The organism is Microbacterium jepli (assembly GCF_047237905.1).
Taxonomy (GTDB): Bacteria; Actinomycetota; Actinomycetes; order Actinomycetales; family Microbacteriaceae; genus Microbacterium.
The window spans coordinates 1,059,022-1,083,898 of record NZ_JBDFLW010000005.1; the positions used below are offsets into that span (position 1 = coordinate 1,059,022).

At 70.4% G+C, this 24,877-nt stretch carries 21 protein-coding genes and 2 tRNA genes; 15 read left to right on the top strand and 8 right to left on the bottom strand.

Annotated features, from left to right (window positions below):
- Positions 1-32 precede the first annotated feature (32 nt).
- Complete coding sequence (locus tag ABC304_RS09185) at positions 33-1,292, top strand: alpha-hydroxy acid oxidase (RefSeq protein WP_412930305.1); 1,260 nt, start codon at positions 33-35, stop codon at positions 1,290-1,292.
- Positions 1,293-1,298: 6 nt separating this feature from the next.
- On the opposite strand, the gene ABC304_RS09190 is transcribed toward ABC304_RS09185, so the two are convergent.
- The 4 genes from ABC304_RS09190 to ABC304_RS09205 all read right to left on the bottom strand — a co-directional run bounded on the left by ABC304_RS09190 (position 1,299) and on the right by ABC304_RS09205 (position 5,965).
- Positions 1,299-2,111: an HAD-IIB family hydrolase gene (locus ABC304_RS09190; protein ID WP_412930306.1), complete on the bottom strand. Its 813-nt coding sequence runs from the start codon at positions 2,109-2,111 to the stop codon at positions 1,299-1,301.
- A 76-nt stretch (positions 2,112-2,187) separates the two neighbouring features.
- Positions 2,188-2,261 (bottom strand) — tRNA-Pro (locus ABC304_RS09195).
- Between the two features lie 63 nt (positions 2,262-2,324).
- On the bottom strand, positions 2,325-3,221 hold the full coding sequence (locus tag ABC304_RS09200) for a metallophosphoesterase (RefSeq protein ID WP_412930307.1): 897 nt from the start codon (positions 3,219-3,221) through the stop codon (positions 2,325-2,327).
- Between the two features lie 44 nt (positions 3,222-3,265).
- Positions 3,266-5,965: a transglycosylase domain-containing protein gene (locus tag ABC304_RS09205; RefSeq protein WP_412930308.1), complete on the bottom strand. Its 2,700-nt coding sequence runs from the start codon at positions 5,963-5,965 to the stop codon at positions 3,266-3,268.
- A 126-nt stretch (positions 5,966-6,091) separates the two neighbouring features.
- Here ABC304_RS09205 and sp36 point away from each other — a divergent pair, with 126 nt between their 5' ends.
- The gene (sp36, locus tag ABC304_RS09210) at positions 6,092-6,313 is read left to right on the top strand and encodes a Sp36 family protein (protein WP_127096208.1); all 222 of its coding nucleotides are present in this window, start codon (positions 6,092-6,094) and stop codon (positions 6,311-6,313) included.
- A 25-nt stretch (positions 6,314-6,338) separates the two neighbouring features.
- Positions 6,339-6,806, top strand: coding sequence for a RidA family protein (locus ABC304_RS09215; protein WP_412930309.1), 468 nt, complete (start codon positions 6,339-6,341; stop codon positions 6,804-6,806).
- A 209-nt stretch (positions 6,807-7,015) separates the two neighbouring features.
- Here ABC304_RS09215 and acs read toward each other — a convergent pair whose 3' ends face one another.
- Positions 7,016-8,986, bottom strand: a complete 1,971-nt coding sequence (gene acs, locus ABC304_RS09220) for an acetate--CoA ligase (RefSeq protein ID WP_412930310.1) — start codon at positions 8,984-8,986, stop codon at positions 7,016-7,018.
- 462 nt (positions 8,987-9,448) lie between these two features.
- Between acs and ABC304_RS09225 the strand changes: the two genes are divergently transcribed.
- From ABC304_RS09225 to ABC304_RS09265, 9 genes are all read left to right on the top strand, one after another.
- Positions 9,449-10,612 carry a TadA family conjugal transfer-associated ATPase gene (locus tag ABC304_RS09225; protein ID WP_412930311.1) on the top strand — a complete coding sequence of 388 codons (1,164 nt, stop codon included), beginning with the start codon at positions 9,449-9,451 and terminating at the stop codon, positions 10,610-10,612.
- On the top strand, positions 10,609-11,544 hold the full coding sequence (locus ABC304_RS09230) for a type II secretion system F family protein (protein WP_412930312.1): 936 nt from the start codon (positions 10,609-10,611) through the stop codon (positions 11,542-11,544). The genes ABC304_RS09225 and ABC304_RS09230 overlap by 4 nt, the downstream gene beginning before the upstream one ends.
- A gap of 150 nt (positions 11,545-11,694) precedes the next feature.
- Complete coding sequence (locus ABC304_RS09235; RefSeq protein WP_412932890.1) at positions 11,695-11,874, top strand: DUF4244 domain-containing protein; 180 nt, start codon at positions 11,695-11,697, stop codon at positions 11,872-11,874.
- Positions 11,871-12,257, top strand: a complete 387-nt coding sequence (locus ABC304_RS09240; protein ID WP_412930313.1) for a TadE family type IV pilus minor pilin — start codon at positions 11,871-11,873, stop codon at positions 12,255-12,257. The genes ABC304_RS09235 and ABC304_RS09240 overlap by 4 nt, the downstream gene beginning before the upstream one ends.
- Positions 12,257-12,577: a helicase gene (locus ABC304_RS09245; RefSeq protein WP_412930314.1), complete on the top strand. Its 321-nt coding sequence runs from the start codon at positions 12,257-12,259 to the stop codon at positions 12,575-12,577. The genes ABC304_RS09240 and ABC304_RS09245 overlap by 1 nt, the downstream gene beginning before the upstream one ends.
- A gap of 151 nt (positions 12,578-12,728) precedes the next feature.
- Positions 12,729-15,419 (top strand): type I DNA topoisomerase, encoded by a 2,691-nt coding sequence (gene topA, locus ABC304_RS09250; RefSeq protein ID WP_412932891.1) that lies wholly within the window; start codon positions 12,729-12,731, stop codon positions 15,417-15,419.
- Complete coding sequence (tmk, locus tag ABC304_RS09255) at positions 15,416-16,078, top strand: dTMP kinase (protein WP_412930315.1); 663 nt, start codon at positions 15,416-15,418, stop codon at positions 16,076-16,078. The genes topA and tmk overlap by 4 nt, the downstream gene beginning before the upstream one ends.
- Positions 16,079-16,302: 224 nt before the next feature.
- Positions 16,303-17,478 carry a DNA polymerase III subunit delta' gene (locus ABC304_RS09260; RefSeq protein ID WP_412930316.1) on the top strand — a complete coding sequence of 392 codons (1,176 nt, stop codon included), beginning with the start codon at positions 16,303-16,305 and terminating at the stop codon, positions 17,476-17,478.
- Between the two features lie 2 nt (positions 17,479-17,480).
- On the top strand, positions 17,481-19,046 hold the full coding sequence (locus tag ABC304_RS09265) for an alpha/beta hydrolase (RefSeq protein WP_412930317.1): 1,566 nt from the start codon (positions 17,481-17,483) through the stop codon (positions 19,044-19,046).
- A gap of 51 nt (positions 19,047-19,097) precedes the next feature.
- Here the strand turns inward: ABC304_RS09265 and ABC304_RS09270 are convergent, their stop codons facing one another.
- The 3 genes from ABC304_RS09270 to ABC304_RS09280 form a co-directional block, all read right to left on the bottom strand.
- The gene (locus ABC304_RS09270) at positions 19,098-19,757 is read right to left on the bottom strand and encodes a methionine ABC transporter permease (protein WP_412930318.1); all 660 of its coding nucleotides are present in this window, start codon (positions 19,755-19,757) and stop codon (positions 19,098-19,100) included.
- Positions 19,750-20,787 carry a methionine ABC transporter ATP-binding protein gene (locus ABC304_RS09275; protein ID WP_412930320.1) on the bottom strand — a complete coding sequence of 346 codons (1,038 nt, stop codon included), beginning with the start codon at positions 20,785-20,787 and terminating at the stop codon, positions 19,750-19,752. Before ABC304_RS09275 ends, ABC304_RS09270 begins: the two co-directional genes overlap by 8 nt.
- Positions 20,788-20,850: 63 nt before the next feature.
- Complete coding sequence (locus tag ABC304_RS09280) at positions 20,851-21,750, bottom strand: MetQ/NlpA family ABC transporter substrate-binding protein (RefSeq protein WP_412930321.1); 900 nt, start codon at positions 21,748-21,750, stop codon at positions 20,851-20,853.
- Between the two features lie 228 nt (positions 21,751-21,978).
- Between ABC304_RS09280 and ABC304_RS09285 the strand changes: the two genes are divergently transcribed.
- From ABC304_RS09285 to ABC304_RS09295, 3 genes are all read left to right on the top strand, one after another.
- A tRNA-Thr gene (locus ABC304_RS09285) sits at positions 21,979-22,051 on the top strand.
- 59 nt (positions 22,052-22,110) lie between these two features.
- Entirely contained in the window at positions 22,111-22,506 is a 396-nt protein-coding gene (locus ABC304_RS09290) for a hypothetical protein (RefSeq protein WP_412930322.1), read from the top strand.
- An 87-nt stretch (positions 22,507-22,593) separates the two neighbouring features.
- Positions 22,594-24,864, top strand: a complete 2,271-nt coding sequence (locus ABC304_RS09295) for an MMPL family transporter (RefSeq protein WP_412930323.1) — start codon at positions 22,594-22,596, stop codon at positions 24,862-24,864.
- Positions 24,865-24,877 lie beyond the last annotated feature (13 nt).

The following is a 24,877-nucleotide window of genomic DNA, read 5'->3' on the forward strand; positions in this document are numbered from 1 at the left end:
GCACGCCGACCCGATCCACGAAAGGCCCGACGATGGTCACCCGACAGCTGCCCAAGGTCACCGAGCTCCTCGAGCTCATGCAGTTCAAAAAGCCCGAACTCGACGCGCGCAAGCGCCGGCTCGACGCCGCCCTCACGATCAGCGACCTGCGCGCGATCGCCAAGCGGCGCACGCCGAAGGCCGCGTTCGACTACACCGACGGCGCCGCCGAGGGAGAGCTCTCGATCACCCGCGCCCGCCAGGCGTTCGAAGACGTCGAGTTCCACCCCGACATCCTGCGCCCGGCGGCGGTGGTCGACACCTCGACGCAGATCCTGGGCGGACCCAGCGCGCTGCCGTTCGGCATCGCGCCGACCGGCTTCACCCGGCTCATGCAGACCGAGGGTGAGAGCGCGGGCGCCGGCGCGGCCGCCGCCGCCGGCATCCCCTTCACGCTGTCGACGCTCGGCACCACCTCGATCGAGGACGTCAAGCGAGCCAACCCGAACGGCCGCAACTGGTTCCAGCTGTACGTCATGCGCGACCGCGACATCTCCTACGGTCTGGTCGAGCGTGCCGCGAAGGCGGGCTTCGACACCCTGCAGTTCACCGTCGACACCCCGATCGCCGGCGCGCGGCTGCGTGACAAGCGCAACGGCTTCTCGATCCCGCCGCAGCTGACCGTCGGCACGATCGTCAACGCCATCCCGCGTCCCTGGTGGTGGTACGACTTCCTCACCACGCCGAAGCTCGAGTTCGCCTCCCTGTCCACCACGGGCGGAACGGTGGGGGAGCTACTCAACGCCGCCATGGACCCGACCATCAGCTACGACGACCTGAGTGTCATCCGCTCGCTGTGGCCGGGCAAGATCGTCGTCAAGGGCGTGCAGAACGTCATCGACGCGGCACGCCTCGTCGACGAGGGCGTGGACGGCATCGTCCTGTCCAACCACGGCGGGAGGCAGCTGGACCGCGCCCCGATCCCGTTCCACCTCCTGCCCGAGGTGGTGCGCGAGGTGGGCTCCGACGCCACCGTGATGGTCGACACGGGCATCATGAACGGCGCCGACATCGTCGCGTCGATCGCCCTCGGCGCGAAGTTCACCCTGATCGGCCGCGCCTACCTCTACGGCCTCATGGCCGGCGGGCGCCAGGGCGTCGACCGCACGATCGAGATCCTCCGCAGCGAGATCGAGCGCACGATGACTCTGCTCGGTGTCGCGTCGCTCGAAGAGCTCGAGCCGCGCCACGTCACGCAGCTCGTGCGGATGGTGCCGCGTCCGCGCGACGGCGCGCGGGAGAGCACCGTCTGACGGGGGTCAGCCCCGCGGGGGAAGGGTCGGGAGCAGCGCGTCGAGGAAGTCGGCGGTCTGCTCCCACCCGTGCACCGCGTGGCAGGTGACCCCCATCGCGAGCACGGGATAGTCGTTGCCGTCGACGTCGAGACGGTCGCCGACGAAGAGCATCTCGTCGAGCGCGACCCCGGTGGCGGCGGCGAGCTTCTCCATGCCGTAGGCCTTGTCGATGCCCTGGTGGGTGATGTCAACGGACGTCGATCCGCCCGAGCGCACCTCCAGCCCCGGGAGGCGGGCGGCGACGGCCTCGCGCAGCGCGGACTTCTTCTCACCCGTCGGGTCCCAGGCGGTCTTCGCCTCCAGCGGGGCGTTCTGTCCCAGCGCCGAGAAGGTGATCTGCGAGCCGCGGTCCTCGAGGATGTCGCCCCACGGCTCCGCCTCCCAGAGACCGAGGCGGCGGGCCTCCTCCTCGACGGCGGCGAGGGCCTGAGCCTTCTCGTCCTCCTCCAGGACGTTGGCGTAGACCACGTCGAACGAGGTGCCGTCGTGACGGTAGTACTGCGTGCCGCAGGTGGGCATCAGGTGCACGTGCGCGAGGACGGATGCCGCGGCATCCGGCAGCCGGTCGATCACCTGCGTGCGGAACTGCACGATCTGGCCGCCGGAGATGATCGCGACCTCGACGAATTCGGCCAGCGCGATGAGCTGCGCGCCGATGCGGGGGTTGATGGCGGTCTTCGACGGGGCGAGGGTGTCGTCGAGGTCGAAGGCGACGAGCTTCGGAGGAACGCCGCCGGCGGACGGATCGTACGAGGGCAGTGAGGCGGTGTCCGGCACGATGTTCCCGTTCGTCGAGTCGAGGCTCCTGTGGAAAAGGCTCCACCCGGATGTGCCGGGTGGAGCCTCTGTGCTGTCGGGGTGACAGGATTTGAACCTGCGGCCTCGTCGTCCCGAACGACGCGCGCTACCAAGCTGCGCCACACCCCGTGGCAACCCTCCGAGTCTACCCGATCGGAGAGCGTGCGCCGAACCGGCGCCGCATCCGAGACCTCATCGGCGGGGGAGCAGGGTGATGACCGACGCCTCCGGTCGGCAGGCGAAGCGCACCGGAGCGTAGATCGAGTGACCGAGGCCGGCGCTCACGTTGAGCGGCACCGTGCGACCGTCGTGCGTCCACTCGCTGAGACCGCGCGCCTGGTCCAGCGGGATGTCGCAGTTCGCGACGATGGCGCCGTAGCCGGGGATGCGCACCTGCCCGCCGTGCGTGTGTCCGCCGAAGAGCACGTCCGCGCCGAGGTCGGTGAAGGAGTCGAGCACGCGCCGGTAGGGCGCGTGCGTCACGCCGAGGTGGAGGTCCGCGTCCGGCTGTGCGTCGACCAGGGCGGGGAGGGCGTCGAGATCGTCCCAGTCGCGGTGGGCGTCGTTGACGCCGAAGCCCGCGACCGAGAGGTCACCGACGGGGACGGTGCCGGCGGCGTTGTTGAGGTCCGTCCACCCGAGCTCGTCGCTGAGGTAGGAATCGAGTGCCGGCGTGTCGAGCGGCTCCGGCTTGTGGACGGCTCCCGACGGTCCGGTGAAGTAGAGGAACGGGTTGCGCGGCGCGGGCGCGGCCGTGTCGTTCGACCCGTGGACGAAGAAGCCGGGTACGCCTCGGAACGGCTCGAACGCGGCACGGATGCCCGCCAGCCCGTCGCGGTGCCCGAGGTTGTCGCCGGTGTTGATGACGAGGTCGGGACGGTAGGCGGCGAGTCCGGCGATCCAGCGCTGTTTGCGGTGCTGCCACGGAGCCATGTGGGCATCGGAGAGGTGCAACACGCGGAGCGGTCGCGCCCCGCGGGGCAGCACGTGCAGCGTGTGCACGCGGGTGGTGAAGAGGTACCGCTCGATACCGATTCCCCAGATGCCCGCGGCCGCGCCCGCCGCTCCCAGCGCCGCCGTGGCGGTCACCAGGGAGCGGACGGGTCGGGGCCCGCGTCCTCGACCGCGCCGGGTCACGGACAGGTCTTCGCGGAGTAGTTGACCGTGATCGCGGCGTTCTTGCTGACCGCCGTGCCGCTGGCCGGGTTGGTGCCCGTGGCGATCTTCTTGTTGCCGTCGGTGTTCGGGTCGACGGTGCACGTGCCGGGTTGGACGTTGCCGAAGCCCGCCGAGCGCAGATCGCTGATGGCCTTCTGAAGCTCTCCGGACACGCCCGGCACCGTCGCGCCCTGCCCGTTGCTGGGGCTGATCGTGACGTTCGAGCCCGCCACCACGCGTCCGGCACCCGGATCCTGCGCGGCGATGGTGCCCTCCGGCTCCGCCGAGTCGATCGCGTCGCCCACGGTGACGTCGAAGCCGGCGTTGCGCAGCGTCGAGGTCGCCTGGTCGATCGACTGACCGATCACGTTCGGCAGGTCGTCGAAGCGCTGGCGGGTGTAGCTCGAGTCGACCTGCGGGAAGTCGTCGCCGCCGTAGATCGAGTCGACGACGCTCTGCACGCCTTCGGCGATGCCGAAGCGGAGCTGCGAGAGCTTCGTCCCGTTGTAGTACTTCGAGAAGATGTCGGCGGTGCCCTCGGAATTGCCGACCCATGTCGCCGTCGCGACCTTGTTGCTCGACTCGATCATCCAGGTGTTCCACTGCTCGTGCGTACCGGTCTTGCCCAGCAGCGGCGTCCCGTCACCGGGGTTCGCCTGGCTTCCCGTGCCGCCTCGCTGCATGACGCCCTGAAGCGCGGATGCCGCGGCCGCCGCCACCTTCGGATCGATCACCTGGGTGCACGTCGTCGCCGGGAGCTGCTTCTCGTTGCCGTCCTTGTCGACGATGCGGTCGATGGCCTTCGGCTGGCAGTAGATGCCGTTGTTGGCCACGGTCGCGTAGGCGCCGGCCATCGCCATGGGCGAGACGTACTGGATGCCGATCACCGAGGTCGCGACGCCCATGTTGAGGTCGGTTCCATCGGCGTTGGTGACGCCCATCTTGTTGGCCACCTTGCCGATGTCGCAGAGGTCGAGCTCCGAGGCCATGGCGAGGTAGCCCGAGTTGAGCGAGTCGCGGGTGAACTGCATGGGCGTGCCGTAGTAGCCGGGCGCCTTGTCGAAGTTCAGGACCTTCTCATCGGTGTAGTTGATCCAGTCGCCGGTGCAGCTGTTCGGAATCTTGTCGATGACGCGATACCGGCCGTCGACGCGCTCGTTGAGGGAGTGGCCCTTCTCCAGCCAGTCGACGAGCGTGAAGATCTTGAACGTCGACCCCGCGCCGAAGCCTCGCGAGTTGCCGTTCTTCAGCGTGCCGGCGTAGACGATCGACGTGAGGTTCGGATCGGTCTCGGCCGCGGCGGTCTCATTGAACGCGGTGTTCTGCGTGATCGACAGGATGCGACCCGTCGAGGCCTCCAGGCTCACCGACGTCGCGCCGAACTTCATGCCCTCGACCGAGGACGGGGCGTTGTCCTTCATGATCTGCTCGGCGGGCCATTGCACGCGCATGTCGATCGTCGTATATACGTTCAGACCCCCGCGCTGGAGTGCCTTGTCGCGGTCTTCCTGCGTCTCGCCGAAGGCGGGATCCGTCTTGATGATCGACTTCACGTACTGGCAGAAGTAGGCGGACCCCTGCGCAGTGATGCAGCCCGTGTTGGCGGGCTGAATGTTCGGGGTGATCGGCTCGATCGCCGCGGCGACGTAGGCGTCGCGCGTGATCTTGCCGTCGTTGAGCAGGCGACTGAGCACGTAGAGCTGACGGCTCTTGGTCGCGCTGTAGCCGTCGGCTGCTGCGACGTACTGCTCCTGCGTGATTGTGCCGTCGTTCAGCAGTGCGGTCAGACCGGTGATCGACTGCGGATCGACGTCGTCGATGGATCCGTCCGGTGCCTTGTTGTACAGGGTGCCGTCGTTGCCGGAGATCGAGCCGCCCGGCTTGTCGATGCGGTAGGTGTTCGGGTTCTGCACGATACCGGCGAGGATCGCGGCCTGGGAGAGGCTGAGGTCCTTGGCGGCGACGCCGAAGTAGTGGCGTGCCGCGGCGTCGATGCCGTAGGTGGTGCCGCCGAAGTTGGCGATGTTCAGGTAACCGAGCAGAATCTCGGTCTTCGAGTACTTCTGCTCGAGGGCGATGGCGTAGCGCATCTCCTGCAGCTTGCGCTGGATTCCCTCAGCGCCGGTGGCGTTGGTCGCGTCGGTGAAGCAGTTGGCGAGCACCTGGTCGCGGGTGAGGGTCTCCGTGGCCTGCGCATTGGACTCGCAGTTCTGCACGAGGATGTTCTTCACATACTGCTGGCTGATCGAGGATCCGCCCTGGGTCTCTCCGCCGCCACGGGCGTTCTGCAGCAGGGCGCGCGACGTTCCGATGAGGTCGATGCCGCCGTGCTGGTAATAGCGCGGGTCTTCGCTGGAGAGGATCGAGTCGTACATCACCGGCGCGACCCCGTCGAAGCCGACGGGGGAGCGGTTCTGGTCGTAGAACTGCGCGAGGACCTGCTGGTTGCCATCGGGGTCGGTGTACCAGAACGTCGTCGGCAGCTGAAGGTCCTCGATGTCGAGGATGCTGGGCAGGTTGTCGAACATCGTGATGGCGCTCGACGCAGCCGCGCCCGACACGGCGATCGCGGGGGTCACCGTGGCCGCGATGAGCACTCCGGCGACCGTGCTGAGGCCGACGAGGCCGGCGATCCCGCCGAGCACACCGGTGGCCGTCCGTTTGGTATCAGGCATAGGCTGATCGTAAGGGAGTTAGCTGGGGGAAGCCTTGAGAGCACGCGGCCTGACGCTGGTGTGCGCCTCCGTCTTCCCAGATCAGCCGCCCTTTCCGTCGACCGCCCGCCACGCCGAGGAGTCCAGATGACGACGTGGGAGTACCTCACCACGCCCCTTCTCATCCACAACACCGCCGCCATCCTCAACAACTGGGGCAAGCAGGGATGGGAGCTGGTCCAGGTGGTCCAGGGACCCGAGGGCGGGCTCGTCGCCTACCTCAAGCGCCCCGTCGGCGGAGACGACACCCGACAGAACGCCGGACTGGATGCTGCGGCTCAGGCCGCGCGTCAATTCGACGGTCAGTGAACCGACCGACAGCGAGGATCGAACGATGACCAATTCCGACCGTCTCGCCGAACTCGGCATCGAGCTGCCGGCCGTCGCCACACCAGCCGGCTCGTACGTGCCCGCGAAGGCGCACGGCGACCTCGTCTTCACCGCGGGGCAGCTGCCGCTCGTGTCCGGTGCGCTCCCCGCGACGGGGAAAGTCGGCGACGGCCGTCGTCTGGTGGATCCGTCCGACGCCCGCGACTACGCCCGCCTGTGTGCGTTGAACGCGATCGCCGCCGCAGCAGCGGCCGTCGGAGACGTCGACCGGCTGACCGGCGTGGTGAAGGTCACCGGCTTCGTGGCATCCGTCCCCGAGTTCAGTGGACAGCCCGGAGTCATCAACGGCGCGAGCGACCTCCTCGGCGAGGTCTTCGGCGACGAGGGCCACCACGCCCGCTCGGCCGTCGGGGTTCCGGTGCTGCCGCTCGACAGCCCCGTCGAGGTCGAGGTCATCTTCTCCTTCGCCTGACCCCGCCCGCCCGCGCGCCCGCCCGCCCGTTCGCTGACCGCGAGACTGCAACGGGACGTCCAGACGTAGGGGTTTCCCCTCGGACTCGCCGACCGGATGCAGTCTCGGCGATGAAGGCCCGGGTGGGCGGCGGGGAATGCGAAGGGCGGCGCTCGAGCCGCCCTCACGATGAGGATGCCGCGGCCCGGGGCCGCGGCATCCGTCGTCCGTCAGCGCACCTGCGCCGAGATGACGCTCATCACCGCGGTGTCGGCCAGCGTCGTCGTGTCGCCGACCTCACGACCCTCGGCGACGTCGCGCAGGAGGCGCCGCATGATCTTGCCCGACCGCGTCTTGGGCAGCTCCTCGACGATGTAGACGTCGCGGGGGCGTGCGATCGGGCCGATCTGCTCGCCGACCCACTGCCGCAGCGTCTGCGCCAGACCCTCGGGGGAGTGCGCCTTCAGGTAGCTCTGCTTGATGATCACGAACGCGGCGACGGCCTGGCCGGTGGTCTCGTCCGACGCTCCCACGACAGCCGCCTCGGCAGTCGCCTCGTGCGCGACGAGAGCCGACTCAATCTCGGCCGTCGACAGGCGGTGACCCGAGACGTTCATGACGTCGTCGACGCGGCCGAGCAGCCAGACGTCGCCGTCGTCATCCAGGCGCGCGCCGTCGCCGGCGAAGTAGTAGCCCTTGTCGGCGAACTTCTCCCAGTACGTCTCGACGTAGCGCTCGGGGTCCCCCCAGATGCCGCGGAGCATCGACGGCCACGGCTCGGTGACGACGAGCAGTCCGCCGTTGCCCTCGCCGACGGGCTCACCCGCGTCATCCACCACGTCGATCGAGATGCCGGGGATCGGAACCTGCGCCGATCCGGGCTTGGTCTCGGTGACGCCCGGCAGCGCGGAGATCATGATCGCGCCCGTCTCGGTCTGCCACCACGTGTCGACGATCGGCGTGCTGTCGTGACCGATGACACCGCGGTACCACATCCACGCCTCGGGGTTGATGGGCTCGCCCACCGAGCCGAGGAGGCGCAGCGACGACAGATCGAAGCCCCCGGGCACATCGCGGCCGATCTTCATGAACGACCGGATCGCCGTGGGCGCCGTATAGAAGATGGAGACGCCGTACTTCTGGATGATCTCCCACCAGCGACCCGGATGCGGCGTGTCGGGCGTGCCCTCGTAGAGCACCTGGGTGGCGCCGTTGGCCAGCGGGCCGTAGGTGACGTAGGTGTGGCCGGTGACCCAGCCGATGTCGGCCGTGCACCAGTAGACGTCCGTCTCGGGGTGGACGTCGTGCACGACGCGGTTGGTGAAGGCCGCCTGCGTGAGGTAGCCGCCGGAGGTGTGCAGGATGCCCTTCGGCTTTCCGGTGGTCCCGGACGTGTAGAGGATGAAGAGGGGGTTCTCGGACGGGAAGGGCTGAGCCTCGTGGTCGGCGGATGCCGTCGCCACAGCTTCGTGCCACCAGAGGTCGCGTCCCTCGGTCCACTCGATCTCGTTCCCGCCGCGCCGGACGACCAGCACGTGCTCGACGCTCTCCTGCACGCCGCAGCCGTTGCGGTCGGCGAGGGCCTGGTCGACGGCCGGCTTCAGCGCCGACACCTTCCCCTTGCGGTAGCCGCCGTCGGCGGTGATGACGAGCTTCGCGCCGGCGTCGTCGATGCGAGCGCGCAGGCTGTCGGCCGAGAAGCCGCCGAAGACGACCGAGTGGATGGCGCCGATGCGTGCGACGGCGAGCATGGATGCCACGGCCTCGGGAATCATCGGAAGGTAGATGGCGACGCGATCCCCGGCGCCGATGCCGAGGCCCTCCAGCACGGTCGCGAGGCGCTTGACCTCGTCGGTGAGCTCGGCATACGTGACGCGACGCTCATCGCCGTTCTCGCCCTCCCACAGGAGTGCGACCCGGTCGCCGTTGCCGGCTTCGACATGACGGTCGAGGCAGTTGTAGGCGACGTTGAGCTCGCCGTCGCCGTACCAGGAGGCGAACGGGGGGTTCGACCAGTCGAGCACCTCCGTGAACGGCGTGTGCCAGTGCAGCAGCTGACGCGCCTGGTCGCCCCAGAAGCCGAGACGGTCTTCGGCGGCGCGGGCGTAGAGGTCGGCTGTTCCGACCGCGTCGGCGGCGAAGGCGGCCTCCGGCGCGAACCGCCGCGTCTCGGTGAGAAGGTGATCGATGTTGCTGCTCATGCGGCGCTCCTTTGCGGGCCGTGCGTCTGTCACTCGCGCCGTCCGGAGAGGTCGGTCGCGACAGCACCATTCAGCCACCGGCGCATCCTCGGCGCTACCGCCGTTAGTTGGTGGGGCTGGGCCGATGGCGCTCTATACCCCCTTGTCGCTTAATGGAGCAGAAGAGATCCATTTTGCGACACCAGCGATATATCGGAAAGAACCGCTGGATGCGTTTGAATGGGCGCGGAGCCTTGCGTATGCTCAGGTTTCGGCCGAACTTCGATTCTGGCATCGCAGCCCCTAACCCCCCTGGGGCGCTGCACGCGGCGGCATCCCATTCCCCCCATGGGATGCCGCCCTTCTTATGACTACTGCGCCCTGTCGCGTGGGCGTCCTCCACATGCGGAGACGGCTGCGGACAGTCCCCGAGGCGGCTCTCCCAGGCGATGACCGTCGGATGCCGCGGCCTACCGTCGTGGCATGTCCGAGCCGTTCGTCGTCACGCCGAGAGTCACCGCCGTGCCGGTGGTCGGCAGGGCGGCGACGAGGGGGCGGGTTGCTGCTGAGGAGGACCCCTCGACCGTGCGGGCTGCGCGGCACCGAGTCGTGGGGGAGCCGGACGAACCCGCGCTCGACGGCCCGCGTGCAGTGGCGTTCGTCCCGGCCGCCACGAGGCGGAAGCGAGAGGTGCCCCCTCCGGTGCCCGCAGACAGGCCCGCGGCGCTGGAGCCGCTGGGTCGGTACCTCGACGACGTCCTCGTCACCGACCTGTTCATCAACGGTGCCGCCGGGCTCTTCGTCGACCGGGGGGACGGCCCCGTCCGCCAGCCGGCGTGGCGCGCGGGAGAAGACGAGGTGCGGGCGCTCGCGGTCGCCCTGATCGCGCTGGGCGGCAGACACATCGACGACGCCACACCGTGCATGGATGTGCGGCTGGACGGCGGCATGCGCGTCCACGCGGTACTCCCGCCGGTGTCGGCGGAGGGGACGGTCATCTCCATCCGCGTGCCCCGCGTCGGCGTCGCCGATCTCGACCGGCTCGAGCGGCGCGGCATGTTCTCCACCGCGGTCGGTGTGCGGCTGCGCGGCATCGTCGAACGCCGGGAGAACGTGCTCATCACCGGAGCCGCCGGCGCGGGCAAGACCACCCTGCTCGCCGCCCTCCTCGCGCTCACCCCCTCCCAGGAGCGGATCGTGACGATCGAAGACGTCGCGGAGCTGCGCATCGACCATCCGCACCACGTGCGACTCGAGGCGCGTCAGCCCAACTTGGAGGGCGCGGGCGCGATCGGACTGGCTCGTCTCGTGCGGGAGGCGCTGCGGATGCGACCCGACCGGCTCGTCATCGGGGAGTGCCGCGGCGACGAGGTGCGCGAACTGCTGTCAGCGCTCAACACCGGGCACGACGGCGGCGCCGGCACGGTACATGCGAACGGACTCGACGACGTGCCGGCACGCCTCGAGGCTCTCGGCGCGCTCGCCGGACTCGACGCCGTCGCGCTCGCCCGGCAGGTGGTGAGCGCGATCCACTGGGTCATCCACGTGTCCCGCGACGACACCGGCCGGCGGATCGTGTCCGGCCTGGGGCGGCCGACAGTGGACGACCGAGACCGGCTGACCGTCACCGTCGAGGACCTGTCGTGAGCGCGCGCGTGACGGCCTTGCTGCGCACGTCGCTGTTCGGACGATGGCGACGCGGTCGCCCGGCCGACGGCGACAGCCGCGGCGCTGCCGCGGAGGTCGTGCTGCAGCTCGCCGTGCTGCTGCAGGCGGGCATCGCACCCGCTCGCGCCTGGCAGCACCTCGCCGACGGCGGTGACGAGACGGCCCGGGCGGTCGTTGCGGAGGTGACGCGGGGCGTCGCCCTCGCGGATGCCGTCGCCGCGCGCGGCGACGAATGGCGCGAGGTGGGGGCGGCCTGGCACGTCGCATCCACCGTGGGGGCGCCGCTCGCGCTGAGCCTGCGCTCCATCGCCGCGGCCCTCCGCGACGCGAGAGAGGCTGCCGACGAGGTGCGGGTCGCGCTCGCCGAGCCGGCCGGCACGGCCCGGCTCATGTCCTGGCTTCCTCTGGTGGCGGTCGGGCTCGGGGTCGCCCTCGGCTTCGACACTTTGCGGGTGCTCCTGACCAATCCGATCGGCATCGTGTGCCTGGTCGCCGGTGCAGGCCTCATCTTCGCCGCCCACCGCTGGACCCGTGCCCTCGTGCTCAAGGCGCGCCGGACGAGTGGTGTCCCGGGGATCGACGCGGAGCTCGTGGCGATCGGCCTCAGCGGGGGAGCGTCCATCGACCGGGCGCGCAGCATCGTCCAGACGGCCACCGGCCGCGAGCGGGACGACGCCGTCGAGACGGTCCTCACGCTGTCCTCGACGGCCGGCGTGCCGGCGGTCGAGCTGCTCCGCGCGTCTGCGACTCTCGCGCGTCATCGAGCCCGCACAGAGGGACGACTGCGCGCCGCGGTGCTCTCATCCCGACTCCTCCTGCCTCTCGGCGTCTGCACCCTGCCGGCGTTCCTGCTGCTCGGTGTCGCTCCGATGCTGCTCAGCGTCCTCTCCTCGACCTCGCTCACGCTGTGACCTCGACGTGTCCACCCGCCCATCCCTTCCAGAGAAAGAGTTCGCATGTCCACCCTCACCACTCCGACCGCACGCCGGCACCGATCGATCCCGCGCCGCCTCAGCTCCTCCGCGTCGCTTGCACCACGCGGGAAGAATCGTGTTCCGACTCTGAGCAACCGGCGCGCGGCTCTTCTTTTCGGCGACGAGACCGGAGCCGCGACGGCCGAGTACGCCATCGCCACCATGGCGGCGGTGGCGTTCGCCGGGCTGCTGGTCGTCATCATGCGCAGCGATGAGGTGCGCGGCATCCTGACCGATCTGGTCCGTCGCGCGCTCACGGTCGCGTGACCGGCGGGGCGGCTACGAGCGTCATCGGGCGCGCGCGGGCTCTCGCGTCCACCACGCTCCGGGCGGTCGCCCACGACAGGGGAGCGGTGGCGGCGGAGTTCGCCGTCGCCCTCCCCGCGGTCGTCCTCGTCGTGCTGCTGACGTCAGCGGCGCTCGGTGCGTGTGCCACGCAGGTCCGGCTGCAGGATGCGGCGGCCGACGCGGCGCGTCTCGCCTCGCGCGGCGAGGACCCTGGTCGCATCGCGCAACCCGTCGCGGCTATCGGCGGCACCGTCGCGGTGGGCGCACGCGGCGACCTGGTGTGCGTCACGGCGACGGCCGAGGCGGGCATCATCCCGGTCACGCTGACGGCCAGTTCCTGCGCGCTGGACGGCGGCCGCTGATGGCGGGGACCGTGCTGTCGGTCGGCATCGCCTTCTGCACAGCGACCCTCGCCGCCTCCTTCGTGACGGCCGGAGCCGCGGCCGCCTTCGGTCAGCGAATGGCCGGTGTCGCCGATGCCGCCGCCCTCGCGGCGGCAGACACGGCGTCCGGGGCCGTCACCGGCATCCCGTGCGACCGGGCTGCCGAAGTGGCCTCCGCTGCCGGGGCCGACATCGCCTCGTGCAGCCTGGACGGGCTCGTCGCGACGGTCGGGATCGCCTCGTCCTTTCTCCGGCTTCCGGCCTCCGCCACGGCACGTGCGGGCCCCCCGCCGTCGTGAGGGCAGTGCATTCCGCCGCGCAGGACCGCCGCGGCGGCGCGGCCTGATTCACAGTGTGCGGTGTGTATGGTGTGCAACGAAGAAGGGACCACCAGTGCCACAGAAAGCGTCGACGGGCAAGAAGCTCGTGATCGTCGAGTCGCCGACCAAGATGAAGTCCATTCAGGGCTACCTCGGCGACGGGTACGAGGTGCTGAGCTCGGTCGGCCACATCCGCGACCTCGCCGACCGCCGCGACATCCCCGCCGAGCTGAAGAAGACGTCCGTCGGCAAGTACTCGATCGACATCGAGAACGAGTTCGCTCCTTATTACGTGGAGTCCGAGCGCGGCAAGAAGACCGTGGCCGAGCTGAAGCGCGCACTCCGCGGCGCCGACGAGCTCCTGCTCGCCACAGATGAGGACCGCGAGGGTGAGGCCATCGCGTGGCACCTCCTCGAGGCGCTGAAGCCGAAGGTCCCCGTCAAGCGCATGGTGTTCCACGAGATCACCCAGGATGCGATCCGCGCGGCCGTCGACAACACGCGTGAGCTCGACCTCGACCTCGTCGATGCGCAGGAGACCCGCCGCATCCTCGACCGGCTCTACGGCTGGGACGTCTCGCCCGTGCTCTGGATGAAGGTGCAGCAGGGCACGTCGGCCGGCCGAGTGCAGTCCGCCGCCATCCGCCTCGTCGTCGATCGTGAGCGCGAGCGCATGGCGTTCGTGTCCGCGTCCTACTGGGACGTCGAGGCGCAGGCGTCGAAGACCTCCGACTCCTTCGGCGTCAAGCTGTCCCGTCTCGCCGGTGCCCAGATCGCCCGCGGCTCCGACTTCGACGACACCGGTTCGCTCAAGAAGGCCGTCGTCGTCCTCGACGAGGCCCAGGCCGCCGAACTCGCCACGCAGGTGACGGCGGCGGGCGAAGCATCCGTCTCCTCCCTCGAGTCCAAGCCGGGCACCCGTCGCCCGTACGCCCCCTTCACCACCTCCACGCTCCAGCAGGAGGCCGGCCGCAAGCTCTCGATGAGCGCGAAGCACGCCATGAGCGTCGCCCAGCGACTCTACGAGAAGGGCTTCATCACCTATATGCGCACCGACTCGCAGTCGCTGTCGGCGCAGGCGATCGGTGCGGCGCGCGAGCAGGCCGTGCAGCTCTACGGCAAGGACGCGGTGCCGCTGCAGCCCCGCCTCTACAAGAGCAAGAGCAAGAACGCGCAGGAGGCTCACGAGGCGATCCGTCCGTCCGGTGAGCACTTCCGCACGCCTTCCTCGATCTCCGGGCAGCTCGACCGCGACGAGCAGCGCCTCTACGACCTGATCTGGAAGCGCACCGTCGCCAGCCAGATGTCCGACGCGAAGTACGAGACCACCACGGTCACGCTCGAGGTGAAGGCGGGCGACCGCATCGCCGAGTTCACCGCCTCCGGCACGGTCTACACCTTCAAGGGCTTCCTCGAGGCTTACGAGGAGGGGTCCGACGAGAAGCGCGGCGACGCCGACAAGGCCGACGACCAATTGCTGCCGCAGCTCGCCGTCGGCGACACGCTGCGCCTGCACGACGTCGAGGCGAAGGGCCACGCCACCAACCCGAAGCCCCGCTACACCGAGGCATCGCTGGTCAAGGCACTCGAGGAGCGCGGCATCGGCCGTCCCTCCACGTTCGCGAGCATCATCGACACGATCATCGCGCGCACCTACGTCTCCAAGCGGGGCCAGGCGCTCGTCCCCAGCTGGCTCGCCTTCAGCGTCGTCCGGCTGCTCGAGGAGCACTTCCCCGACCTCATCGACTACGACTTCACCGCCGCGATGGAAGACGACCTCGACGCGATCGCCCGCGGCGAGCAGCGACGGGTCGAATGGCTCACCGAGTTCTACTTCGGCTCCGAGGGACATGTCGGACTGCGCAACGTCGTGGAGAACCTCGGTGAGATCGACGCGCGCGAGCTCAACTCCCGCCCGATCACCGACACCGCCACCCTCCGCATCGGCCGCTACGGACCGTACCTCGAGGTCGTCGACCCGGAGGCGCCCGAGGCCAAGCCGCGGATCGTCAACATCCCCGAAGACCTCGCACCCGACGAGCTCACGCCCGCGAAGGCGCAGGAGCTGGTCGACGCGCCGGTCGCGGGCGACCGGGTGCTGGGCACCCACCCGGAGTCGGGCAAGCTCATCGTCGTCAAGGACGGCCGCTACGGCCCCTACGTGCAGGAGCTCGAGCCGGAGGAGCCCGGAACGGTCGATGAGGCGACGGGCGAAGTGCTCGAAGCCGCTCCCGAGCCGCCCAAGAAGCGGGCGGCGAAGGGCACCAAGGCGGCTGCAGCGAAGAAGGATGCTGCGCCCAAGCCGCGCACCGCGTCGCTCTTCAAGTCGATGACCGTCGACACCGTCGACCTCGAGACCGCCGTCAAGCTGCTGTCGCTTCCTCGCGAGGTGGGCGTCGACCCGGAGTCCGGCGAGATGATCACCGCCCAGAACGGCCGCTACGGTCCGTACCTGAAGAAGGGCACCGACTCGCGCACCCTCGACAGCGAGCAGCAGCTGCTCGACATCGAGCTGCCCGCCGCCCTGGAGATCTACGCGCAGCCGAAGTACGGCGCCCGCCGTGCGTCGAGCGCGCTGGCGGAATTCGAGGCGGATCCGGTGAGCGGCAAGCCCATCCGCATCCGCGACGGCCGCTTCGGCGCCTACGTCACCGACGGCGAGACGAACGTCACGATCCCGCGCGGTCAGATGCCCGCCGACATCACGTACGAGATCGCGGTGCAGATGCTGGCCGACAAACGCGCGAAGGGCCCCGCGCCCAAGCGCGCGACGACGCGCAAGCCCGCGGCGCGCAAGACCCCGGCGAAGAAGTCCTCGTGACCCAGGCCGCCTCCGGCGGTCGCCCGACGAACACCGGGCGAGGACTGTTCATCACGCTCGAGGGCGGCGACGGCGCGGGCAAGACGACTCAGGCCGCGCTCCTCGAGGCGTGGCTGACGGATGCCGGACGCACCGTGGTGCGCACGCGCGAGCCCGGCGGCACCGAAGTGGGCGTGCTCGTGCGCGACATCGTGCTGCACCACCGCGGGGGAATCGCTCCGCGCGCGGAGGCGCTCCTTTATGCGGCCGACCGCGCCCATCACGTGGAGACCGTGGTGCGGCCTGCGCTGGAGCGCGGCGACGTCGTGATCCAGGACCGCTACCTCGACTCGTCGGTCGCCTACCAGGGCGCCGGGCGGGTGCTGGGCTCGGCGGAGGTGCGCGACCTGTCGGTGTGGGCCACCGGGGGACTGCTGCCCGACGTGACGGTGCTGCTGGACGTCGACCCCTCGGTCGCCCGGGGCCGCCTCGACGCCGATGACAAGCCGTTCGACCGGCTCGAGTCGGAGAAGAGCGCGTTCCACGAGCGGGTGCGGTCGGAGTTCCTGGCGCTCGCCGCCGCCGAGCCCGACCGGTTCCTGGTGCTCGACGCCGCGCGCCCGATCGACGACCTCGCCGCCGTCGTACGCGACCGCGTCGCCCGCGCGCTCGACGCCTGACCCGTCGCGCGTTTCGACTCGCTTCGCTCGCTCGACGAGCGTCGCCCGGCTCACCCCGCTCGTTGAGCGAGGAGCGCCGGCGACGAGACGAAACGCCCCGACGTCTGCACCACCGTCGCCGCGCGGGCGCCTCATCCTCCACCGAGTCCGCACCGGCACGACGGGTCGTACAGACGTCGGCCCAACCGGCGGGGCCGTCCGGGGCCGCGGTTAGGCTGGGGACCATGGACGCCCCCGCCGCCGCCCCCGCGGTCGAACGCCACGCCGCGTTCCCGTGGGACGAGGTGGGGGGTCAGGACGATGCCGTCCGCACGCTGGCGGCCGCGGCATCCGATCAGGCCGGCATGACCCACGCGTGGCTCATCACCGGCCCGCCCGGCTCCGGCCGCTCGACGTTGGCCCACGCCTTCGCGGCGTCGCTCATCGCCGAGCCCGGCGACGAGGCCGCGATGCGGCAGGTGCTCGCGGGCACGCATCCCGACCTCACCGCGCTGCGCACCGAGGGCGTCATCATCACCATCAAGGACGCACGCTCCCTCGTCGAGCGCTCATACTTCTCGCCGTCGCTCGGGCGCTACCGCGTGATCGTCATGGAAGACGCCGACCGCATGGTCGAGCGCACGTCCAACGTGCTGCTCAAGGCTCTCGAGGAGCCGCCGGAGCGCACCGTCTGGATCCTCTGCGCTCCCAGCGAGGCCGACCTCCTGCCGACCATCCGCTCGCGGGTGCGGGTGCTCCGCCTGCGTGAGCCCGACGTCGAAGACGTCGCGCGCCTCATCGAGCAGCGCACCGGCGTCGACCATGCCACCGCGGAGCAGTCCGCACGGCACGCACAGCGTCACATCGGCATGGCCCAGAGGCTGGCGACGGATGCCGCGGCCCGCGGCCGTCGGGATGACACGCTGCGCGGCGTGCTGCAGGTGCGCGGCGTGAGCGGCGCGGTCGACGTCGCCGGGCGCATCGTCCAGGCGGCGACCGAGGACGCCAAGGCCCTCACCGCGGAGCGCGACGAGGCCGAGCGGTCGAGTCTGCTGCGCACCGTCGGGGTCGCCCCGGGTGCCGCTGTGCCCCCCGCCGTGCGCTCGCAGATCTCCGCCCTCGAAGACGAGCAGAAGCGCCGCGCGACGCGCAGCCTCCGCGACGGCATCGACCGGGTGCTGACCGACCTCCAGTCGCTGTTCCGCGACGTCGTGCTGCTGCAGTTCGGGCGCGCCGACGACCTCATCAACCGCGAGCTCGAGTCCGAGCTGAGGTCGGTGGCCGAGGCCTGGGACCCGCGTCGCACGATGGTCGTCCTCGATCAGATCGCCGAGACGCGGCGCAACCTGGAGCAGAACGTCGCTCCCGTCCTGGCTCTGGAGAGCATGCTCGTGACCGTCGCCACCGGGAGGACCCCCTGAGGATGAACAAGCCCACCGCCACCCCGCGCCGAGCGCGTCGGCTCGTCGCCCTCGTCGCGGGGCTGGCGGCGGCATCCGTCGTCCTGTCGGGCTGCCTGTACGCGGTGATCCCCGAGGCCGGCCCGACGTCCACCGCGAGCGCCGCCCCCGACACCGAGGGCGTGACGACCGAACTGCTGCCGTACTACGGGCAGACGCTGTCGTGGGAGTCCTGCGGCGGGTCGGGCTTCGACTGCACGACGGTCCGGGCGCCGCTCGACTGGTCCGACCCGTCGAAGGGCGACATCGACCTCTCCGTCATCCGTCACCGTGCCGAGAGCGGCACGGCGATCGGCTCGCTGCTCACGAACCCCGGCGGTCCGGGCGCGAGCGGCGTGGCGCTCGTGCGCGACTCGCTCTCCTTCGCCGTCGGTGACCAGCTGGCCTCCGACTTCGACGTCATCGGCTTCGACCCCCGCGGAGTCGGCGAATCCACCGCGGTCACGTGCCTCGATCCGGCGGGGATGGACGCCTACCTGTTCGACATCCCCTCCGCGCCGCGCGGCTCCGATGCCTGGACCGCCGAGCTGCAGGCCGCCAGCGCGACGTTCGCCGACGCGTGCGAGGCGAACAGCAACGGGATCCTGCCGTACATCACCACCGACGCCGCCGCGCGCGACATGGATCTGCTCCGCGGCGTGCTCGGCGACAAGACGCTGAACTACCTGGGCTACTCGTACGGCACGTTCCTCGGCGCCACCTACGCCAAGCTCTTCCCCGAGAAGGTCGGTCGGCTCGTGCTGGACGGCGCGATCGACCCGGCGATCTCGGGTCTTGACGTCGGCATCACGCAGGGCGTGGGCTTCGAGTCCGCGCTCCGCGCGTACATGGCCGACTGCATCGCGGGCAGCGACTGCCCGTTCCGCGGCACGGTCGACGACGGTATGGCCGACCTCGGCACGCTGCTGGCCAGCGTCGACCGCACGCCGCTGCCCGCGTCCGACGGACGCGAGCTGGGCTCGAGTTCGCTGCTCACGGCGATCATCGCCGCGCTGTACTCGCAGGACAGCTGGCCCTACCTGTCGCAGGCGCTGTCCGGTGCGCTGCAGGGCGACCCGGAGGTCGCCTTCCAGCTCGCCGACTTCTACTACGGCCGTTCGAACGGGTCGTACGACGACAACTCCACCGAGGCGTTCAGCGCGTACAACTGCATGGACTACCCCGACGACGCGACGCAGGAGCAGAAGGACGCCGCCGACGCGCGCCTGGCGGCCGAAGCCCCCACCATCGCTCCCTACTGGCAGGGCGGCGACGCCTGCGCCGTCTGGCCGTACCCGCCCACGGGTGTGCGCGAGCCGATCGCAGCCGAGGGCGCTGCTCCGATCGTCGTCGTGGGCACCACGAACGACCCCGCGACGCCCTACGAGTGGTCGGTCTCGCTGGCGGATCAGCTCTCGTCCGGTGTGCTCGTCACCCGGGTGGGGGAGGGACACACCGGCTTCAACAAGGGCAACGCCTGCGTCGACGACGCCGTGATCGCCTACCTCACCGCGGGAACCGTCCCCGACGACGGGCTGCGCTGCGAATGAGATGAGGGGATGCTGCGGCCGCAGCATCGCCTCATCTCGCTCGATTCCGCCTCAGCGCCGGAGCACCCTGCGCGCGAGCGAGTTGCCGAAGAACTGCACCGCCTGCACGATCACGACGATGACGAGCACCGCCGCCCACGTCACCGCGGGGTTGAACTGGCGGAAGCCGTTGACGATCGCGAACTGACCGAGTCCGCCGGCCGCCACGACGCCCGCCATGGCCGTCATGTCCACGAGCGCCACGACGATGAACGTGTAGCCGAGGATGAGCGGGCCCAGCGCCTCCCGCGGCACGAGCCGGAACAGGATGCGCGAGCGGCTCGCCCCCGCCGCGCGGGCAGCCTCGATCACGCCGGGCCGCACGGTCAGCAGGTTCTGCTCCACGACGCGGCCGATCGCGAACATCGATGCCAGCGAGATGGCGAAGATGCCGAACTCGATGCCGATGCCGCGGATACCGAGGCCGCGGGCGAGGGGCTGCACGGCGGCCAGCAGGATGATGAAGGGGATCGGACGGAACGTGTTGACGAGCACGTTCAGCACGGTGAAGGCGATGCGCTGCGGGAACAGACTGCCGGCGCGGGTCGCATACAGCGCGAGGCCGACGAGCAGCCCCGCGATGCCGCCGAACACGAGGCTGAGGGTCACCATCAGCAGCGTCTCGGCCGTCGCCGACCAGAGCTGGGGCAGGAGCTCGATGAGCCTATCCACGGGCGTCCTCCTCGATGAGCGGCGCGACGGCGCCGGCGGCGGCCACCGCGCGGTCCAGAGCCGCGGGATCGCCGGTGAGCGCGAGCGTGAGATGTCCGAAGACCCGCCCGCCGATGTCGTTGATGCCGCCGTGGATCAGCTCGAAGCGCACGCCTTCCGCCGACAGCGCGGCGAAGACGTCGGCCTGGGGCACGTCGCCGTCGCGCACGGTGAACGTGACGATCCGACCGGGATGCCGCTCCCGCAGCGCCCGCCACTGCTCGCCGCGCGGCACGTCCTCGACGATGCTCGACACGAAGCGGCAGGTCGCCGCCTGCTGCGGCGCGGAGAGGATGTCGAAGACCGCGCCCTGCTCGATGATGCGTCCGCCGTCCATGACGATCACACGGTCGGCGATGGAGCGGACGACGTCCATCTCGTGGGTGATGACCAGGATCGTCACGCCCAGTTCGCGGTTCACTCGGCGCAGCAGCGCGAGGACCTCCGCGGTGGTGTCGGGATCGAGTGCGCTCGTCGCCTCGTCGGCGAGCAGGATGCGGGGGTTCGTCGCCAGCGCCCGGGCGATGCCGACGCGCTGCTTCTGCCCGCCGGAGAGCTGCTCGGGGTGGCTGCCCGCCTTGCCGGAGAGGCCGACGAAATCGAGGAGCTGGGCGACGCGTGCCGTGATCTCGGCCTTCGGGCGGCGGGCGACCTCCAGCGGGTACGCCACGTTGCCGGCGACGGTCCGCGAGTCGAAGAGGTTGAACTGCTGGAAGATCATGCCGATGTCGCCGCGGAGCGCACGCAGTTCGCGCTCGCCGAAGCGGGTGATGTCGGCTCCGTCGACCTCCACGCTGCCCGACGTGGGCTTCTCGAGCGCGTTGACGAGGCGCAGCACGGTGCTCTTGCCGGCGCCGGAGTAGCCGACGATGCCGCAGACCTCGCCCGCGGCGACGTCCAGGTCGACGTGGTCGACGGCGATGACGGGCGCGGCGCCCTTCCGGGTCGGCGGATACGACTTCGTGACACCGCGCAGTCGGATCAGGGTCATGGGGTGCATCTCCTCGGGATGACGCAGCGGCGGCCCGCCGGAGCGGGCCGCCGCCGAGGGTGTCTACTGGTTGGCGCGGATGTCGTCCTCGACGTCGGTCAGCGCCTTCTGGAGGTCGGCGACCGGCGTCTTGACGAACACCGCCGTCCCGCCCGCGGCCTCCTGGGCGCCGTCGAGCACGCCCCGCGTGTTCTGGTAGATCTCGACGAGCTTCTGGTACGTCGGGTTGTCGGCATCCGCGGCCTTGGCGGCGAAGATGTTGACGTACGGCACCGCGTTCGGGTCGGACGGATCGTCCTTCGCGATCGCGTCGTCGAAGGAGAGCCCCGCGTCATCGACGAAGTCGTTGTTGATGATCGCCGCGGCGACATCGGGCAGCGAGGTCGCCGTCAGCGCCGCATCCAGGGCCTCCACCTTCACCTTCGAGTCGGGCTGGACGTCGGCCACCGTCGAGAAGATCGAGCCGCCGTCGGCCAGCTCGATGAGTCCGGCCGACTGGAGCACGAGCAGACCGCGGGCCTGGTTGCTGTCGTCGTCGGGCACGACCACGGTCGATCCGGCGGGGATGTCGGCGACGTCGTCGTACTGCGTCGAGTAGAGCGCGAGGGGGTAGATCGCCGTTGCGCCGATGGGCTGCAGGTCGTCGTCGGAGGCGACGTTGTAGGTGGCGAGGTAGACGATGTGCTGGAACTGGTTGAGGTCGAGCTCGTCGGCCGACAGCGCCGGGTTGGGCTGGGTGTACTCGGTGAAGTCGACGATGTCGACCGAGATGCCCTCGGCGGCCGCGGCCTCCTTGTAGGTCTCCCAGTAGGGGTCGCCCGCGCCGACGACGCCGATGCGCACCGGGGCAGAGGAGGAGCCGTCGGAGCCGGCCGTATCGGATCCGCCGGCGCAGGCGCTGAGCAGGAGAGCGACGGGGAGGGCGAGTGCCGCTGCTGTGATGAGTCTTCTGGACGTGGACATGGGGGGAACTCCTCGGATCGACGTCCGCGACTGCGGTCTCGACCGCAAGCGCGACCAGGTGCCGCACTCGCCTCGCCGCGGAACCGTCACGACGCTACGTGCCGGTTCCGCGTCCGGAGAATCGGCCGTAACACGTCGACACGCGGCCGAACCCGCCGCCGAGCGCGGTTCGCGAGGGCCGTGGCGACAGGGTAGGATTGTGGATCGTGCATCGCGTCAGCGAGGCGCGCCACCTTAGCTCAGTCGGCAGAGCGATTCACTCGTAATGAATAGGTCAAGGGTTCGATTCCCTTAGGTGGCTCGGATGATTCGGGCCCGCTGCGGCGGGCCTTCGTCGTACTCGTCCGGAACGGCGGGCCCATGGACTCGACGCTCGATGCCGTCGTGGAGATCTTCGCGCGGGCGGGTTTCGGACTCGGCGCCCTCATCGCCGGCGTCGCCCTGGTGCTCTTCCTGCTCGACGGCACCTGGGTGCCGGTGCAGGCGGTCGTCGAGGAGGGCGAGCACGGCCTGCTCGCGCGCTGGTTCGGCGAGGACGGCGCGGTCAACGAGGCGCCGCTGAGCGCGCACGACCACGCCGAGCTCGGCGGTCGCGACATGGTCGAGGTCTACGCGCGACGCGGGTGGATGAACCGGATGCGCACGACGCCCGGCTCTCCGGCGGTGCGCGCCGCCAAGCTCCTGTCGCTCGGACTCATCGGCGTCGGCGTGGTGGCGCTCATCACCTCGTGGATCCTGCTGTTCGTGCGCGGCTGACCCGGTTCGCGGCCCGCAGCCGACACACAGACGTCGGTGCCGCGCCTCGGGTGGCGCGCAGAGCCCTTCGCTAGATAAGCTAGCGAAATGACTCCGCCTCCGTCCCGCCGCACCCGCGCGTCCGTCTCGCCGTCACGCTGGCTACGCGTCGGCATCCCCGCGCTCCTCGTCCTGATCTGGCTCGTCGGCGGATCGATCGGCGGACCGTACTTCGGCAAAGTCGACGAGGTCTCCTCGAACGATCAGTCGAGCTTCCTCCCGCAGAGCGCGGACGCGACCCAGGTCAGCGAGCGCCTGCCCGAGTTCCTGGGCGACGAGAGCATCCCCGCCGTGGTTGTCGTGACGGGCGACGGCGCGCTCACGGAGACGCAGGTCGCCGACATCCAGTCGCTCGGCGAGACCATCGGCGGCGTCGACGGCGTGCAGGACGGCGTCTCGCCGCCCATCGTCTCCGACGACGGCGAGGCGGCGCAGATCTTCGTGCCGATCGACGCGTCGGGGGAGGTCCGCGACAGCGTCGAGGCGGTGCGCACGGCGGTGCAGGCCGCCCTGCCCGACGGCCTGCAGGCGTGGGTCACCGGCCCGGCGGGCTTCACCGCCGATCTCGTCAAAGGCTTCCTCGGCATCGACGGCCTCCTGCTCGGCGTCGCCCTCGGCGCCGTCTTCGTGATCCTCGTGATCGTCTACCGCTCGCCGCTGCTGCCGATCCTCGTGCTGCTGACCTCGGTCTTCGCGCTCTGCGTGGCGCTCCTCACGGTCTGGTGGCTGGCCAAGGCGGGCATCTTCGTCCTCAACGGCCAGGTGCAGGGCATCCTCTTCATCCTCGTGATCGGCGCCGCCACCGACTACGCGCTGCTCTACGTCGCCCGCTTCCGCGAGGCGATCGGCGAGGGCGAGAAGCGGTGGGATGCCACGACCCGGGCCTGGCGCGGAGCGTTCGAGCCGATCGTCGCCTCCGGCGGAACGGTGATCGCTGGCCTCCTCTGCCTGCTGTTGTCCGACCTCGCGACGAACCGCGCCCTCGGGCCGATCGCGTCGATCGGCATCGTCTTCGCCGTGCTCTCGGCGCTCACCTTCCTCCCCGCGCTCCTCGCCCTCTTCGGGCGCGCCGCGTTCTGGCCGTTCATCCCGAAGCGGGCCGGGGCCGGCATCCCCGACGACCTGACCCAGCCGGTGACGGGCATCTGGCCCCGTCAGGCGCGGTTCGTCGCACGCCACGCCCGCCCGGTGTGGATCGTCTGCACCGTCGTGCTCCTGGCGTCCGCGGCGGGGGTGCTCCAGCTCAAGGCCGACGGCGTACCGACGAGCGACCTGGTGCTCGGCGCCTCCGAGGCCCGCGACGGCCAGGTCGCGCTCGCTGAGCACTTCCCCGGTGGTTCGGGCAGCCCTGCGTACGTCATCGTCCCCGAAGACCGCGTGGCGGAGGCCGTGACGGTGCTCGACGGGAACGACGGCGTCGAGTCGGTGGCCGCGGCATCCGCGGATTCCCCCACAGGACAGGCCGCCGTCACGGTCGAGAACGGCGCGCCGGTGTTCGCGGCCGTCGGTCCTCCCGGCACCGCCGCGCCCGCGCCGACCGTCGCGAACGGCGACGTGCTGCTCGTGGCGACCCTCACCGACGCTGCCGATTCGGTGCCCGCGGAGGACACGGTGCGCGAGCTGCGCACGTCGATGGACGACGCGCTCGGAGCGGGCACGGCCCTGGTGGGCGGCGTCACGGCGACCGACATCGACTCCAACGCCACGTCGATCCGCGACCGGACGCTCATCATCCCGATCGTGCTGCTGGTGATCCTGCTGATCCTCATGCTGCTGCTGCGCGCCGTGCTGGCTCCCGTGCTGCTGGTGCTGAGCGTCATCCTGTCGTTCGGTGCCTCCCTCGGCGTGAGCGCGCTGGTGTTCGACTTCGCCTTCGGCTTCGCCGGGGCCGACCCAGCGGTGCCGCTCTACGGATTCGTGTTCCTGGTCGCGCTGGGGGTGGACTACAACATCTTCCTGATGTCGCGCGTGCGCGAGGAGTCGCTGGTGCACGGCACGCGGTCGGGACTCCTGCGCGGCCTCGTGGCCACCGGCGGCGTCATCACCTCGGCCGGCCTGGTGCTGGCCGCCACCTTCGCGGCGCTCGGCGTGATCCCGATCCTGTTCCTCGCGCAGCTCGCTTTCATCGTGGCGTTCGGCGTGCTGCTGGACACCTTCCTCGTGCGCTCGCTGCTCGTGCCCGCCGCGGCCTACGACATCGGCCGCGCCATCTGGTGGCCGTCGAAGCTGTGGCGTCGAGGTCCGGAAACCGTCGACGCACCGCCGGCGTCGCGCTCGCCCCGCTCGCGCCGGGAGATGCGCGCCCGTCGCGACGGCTGAGGCAGGGGGCTCG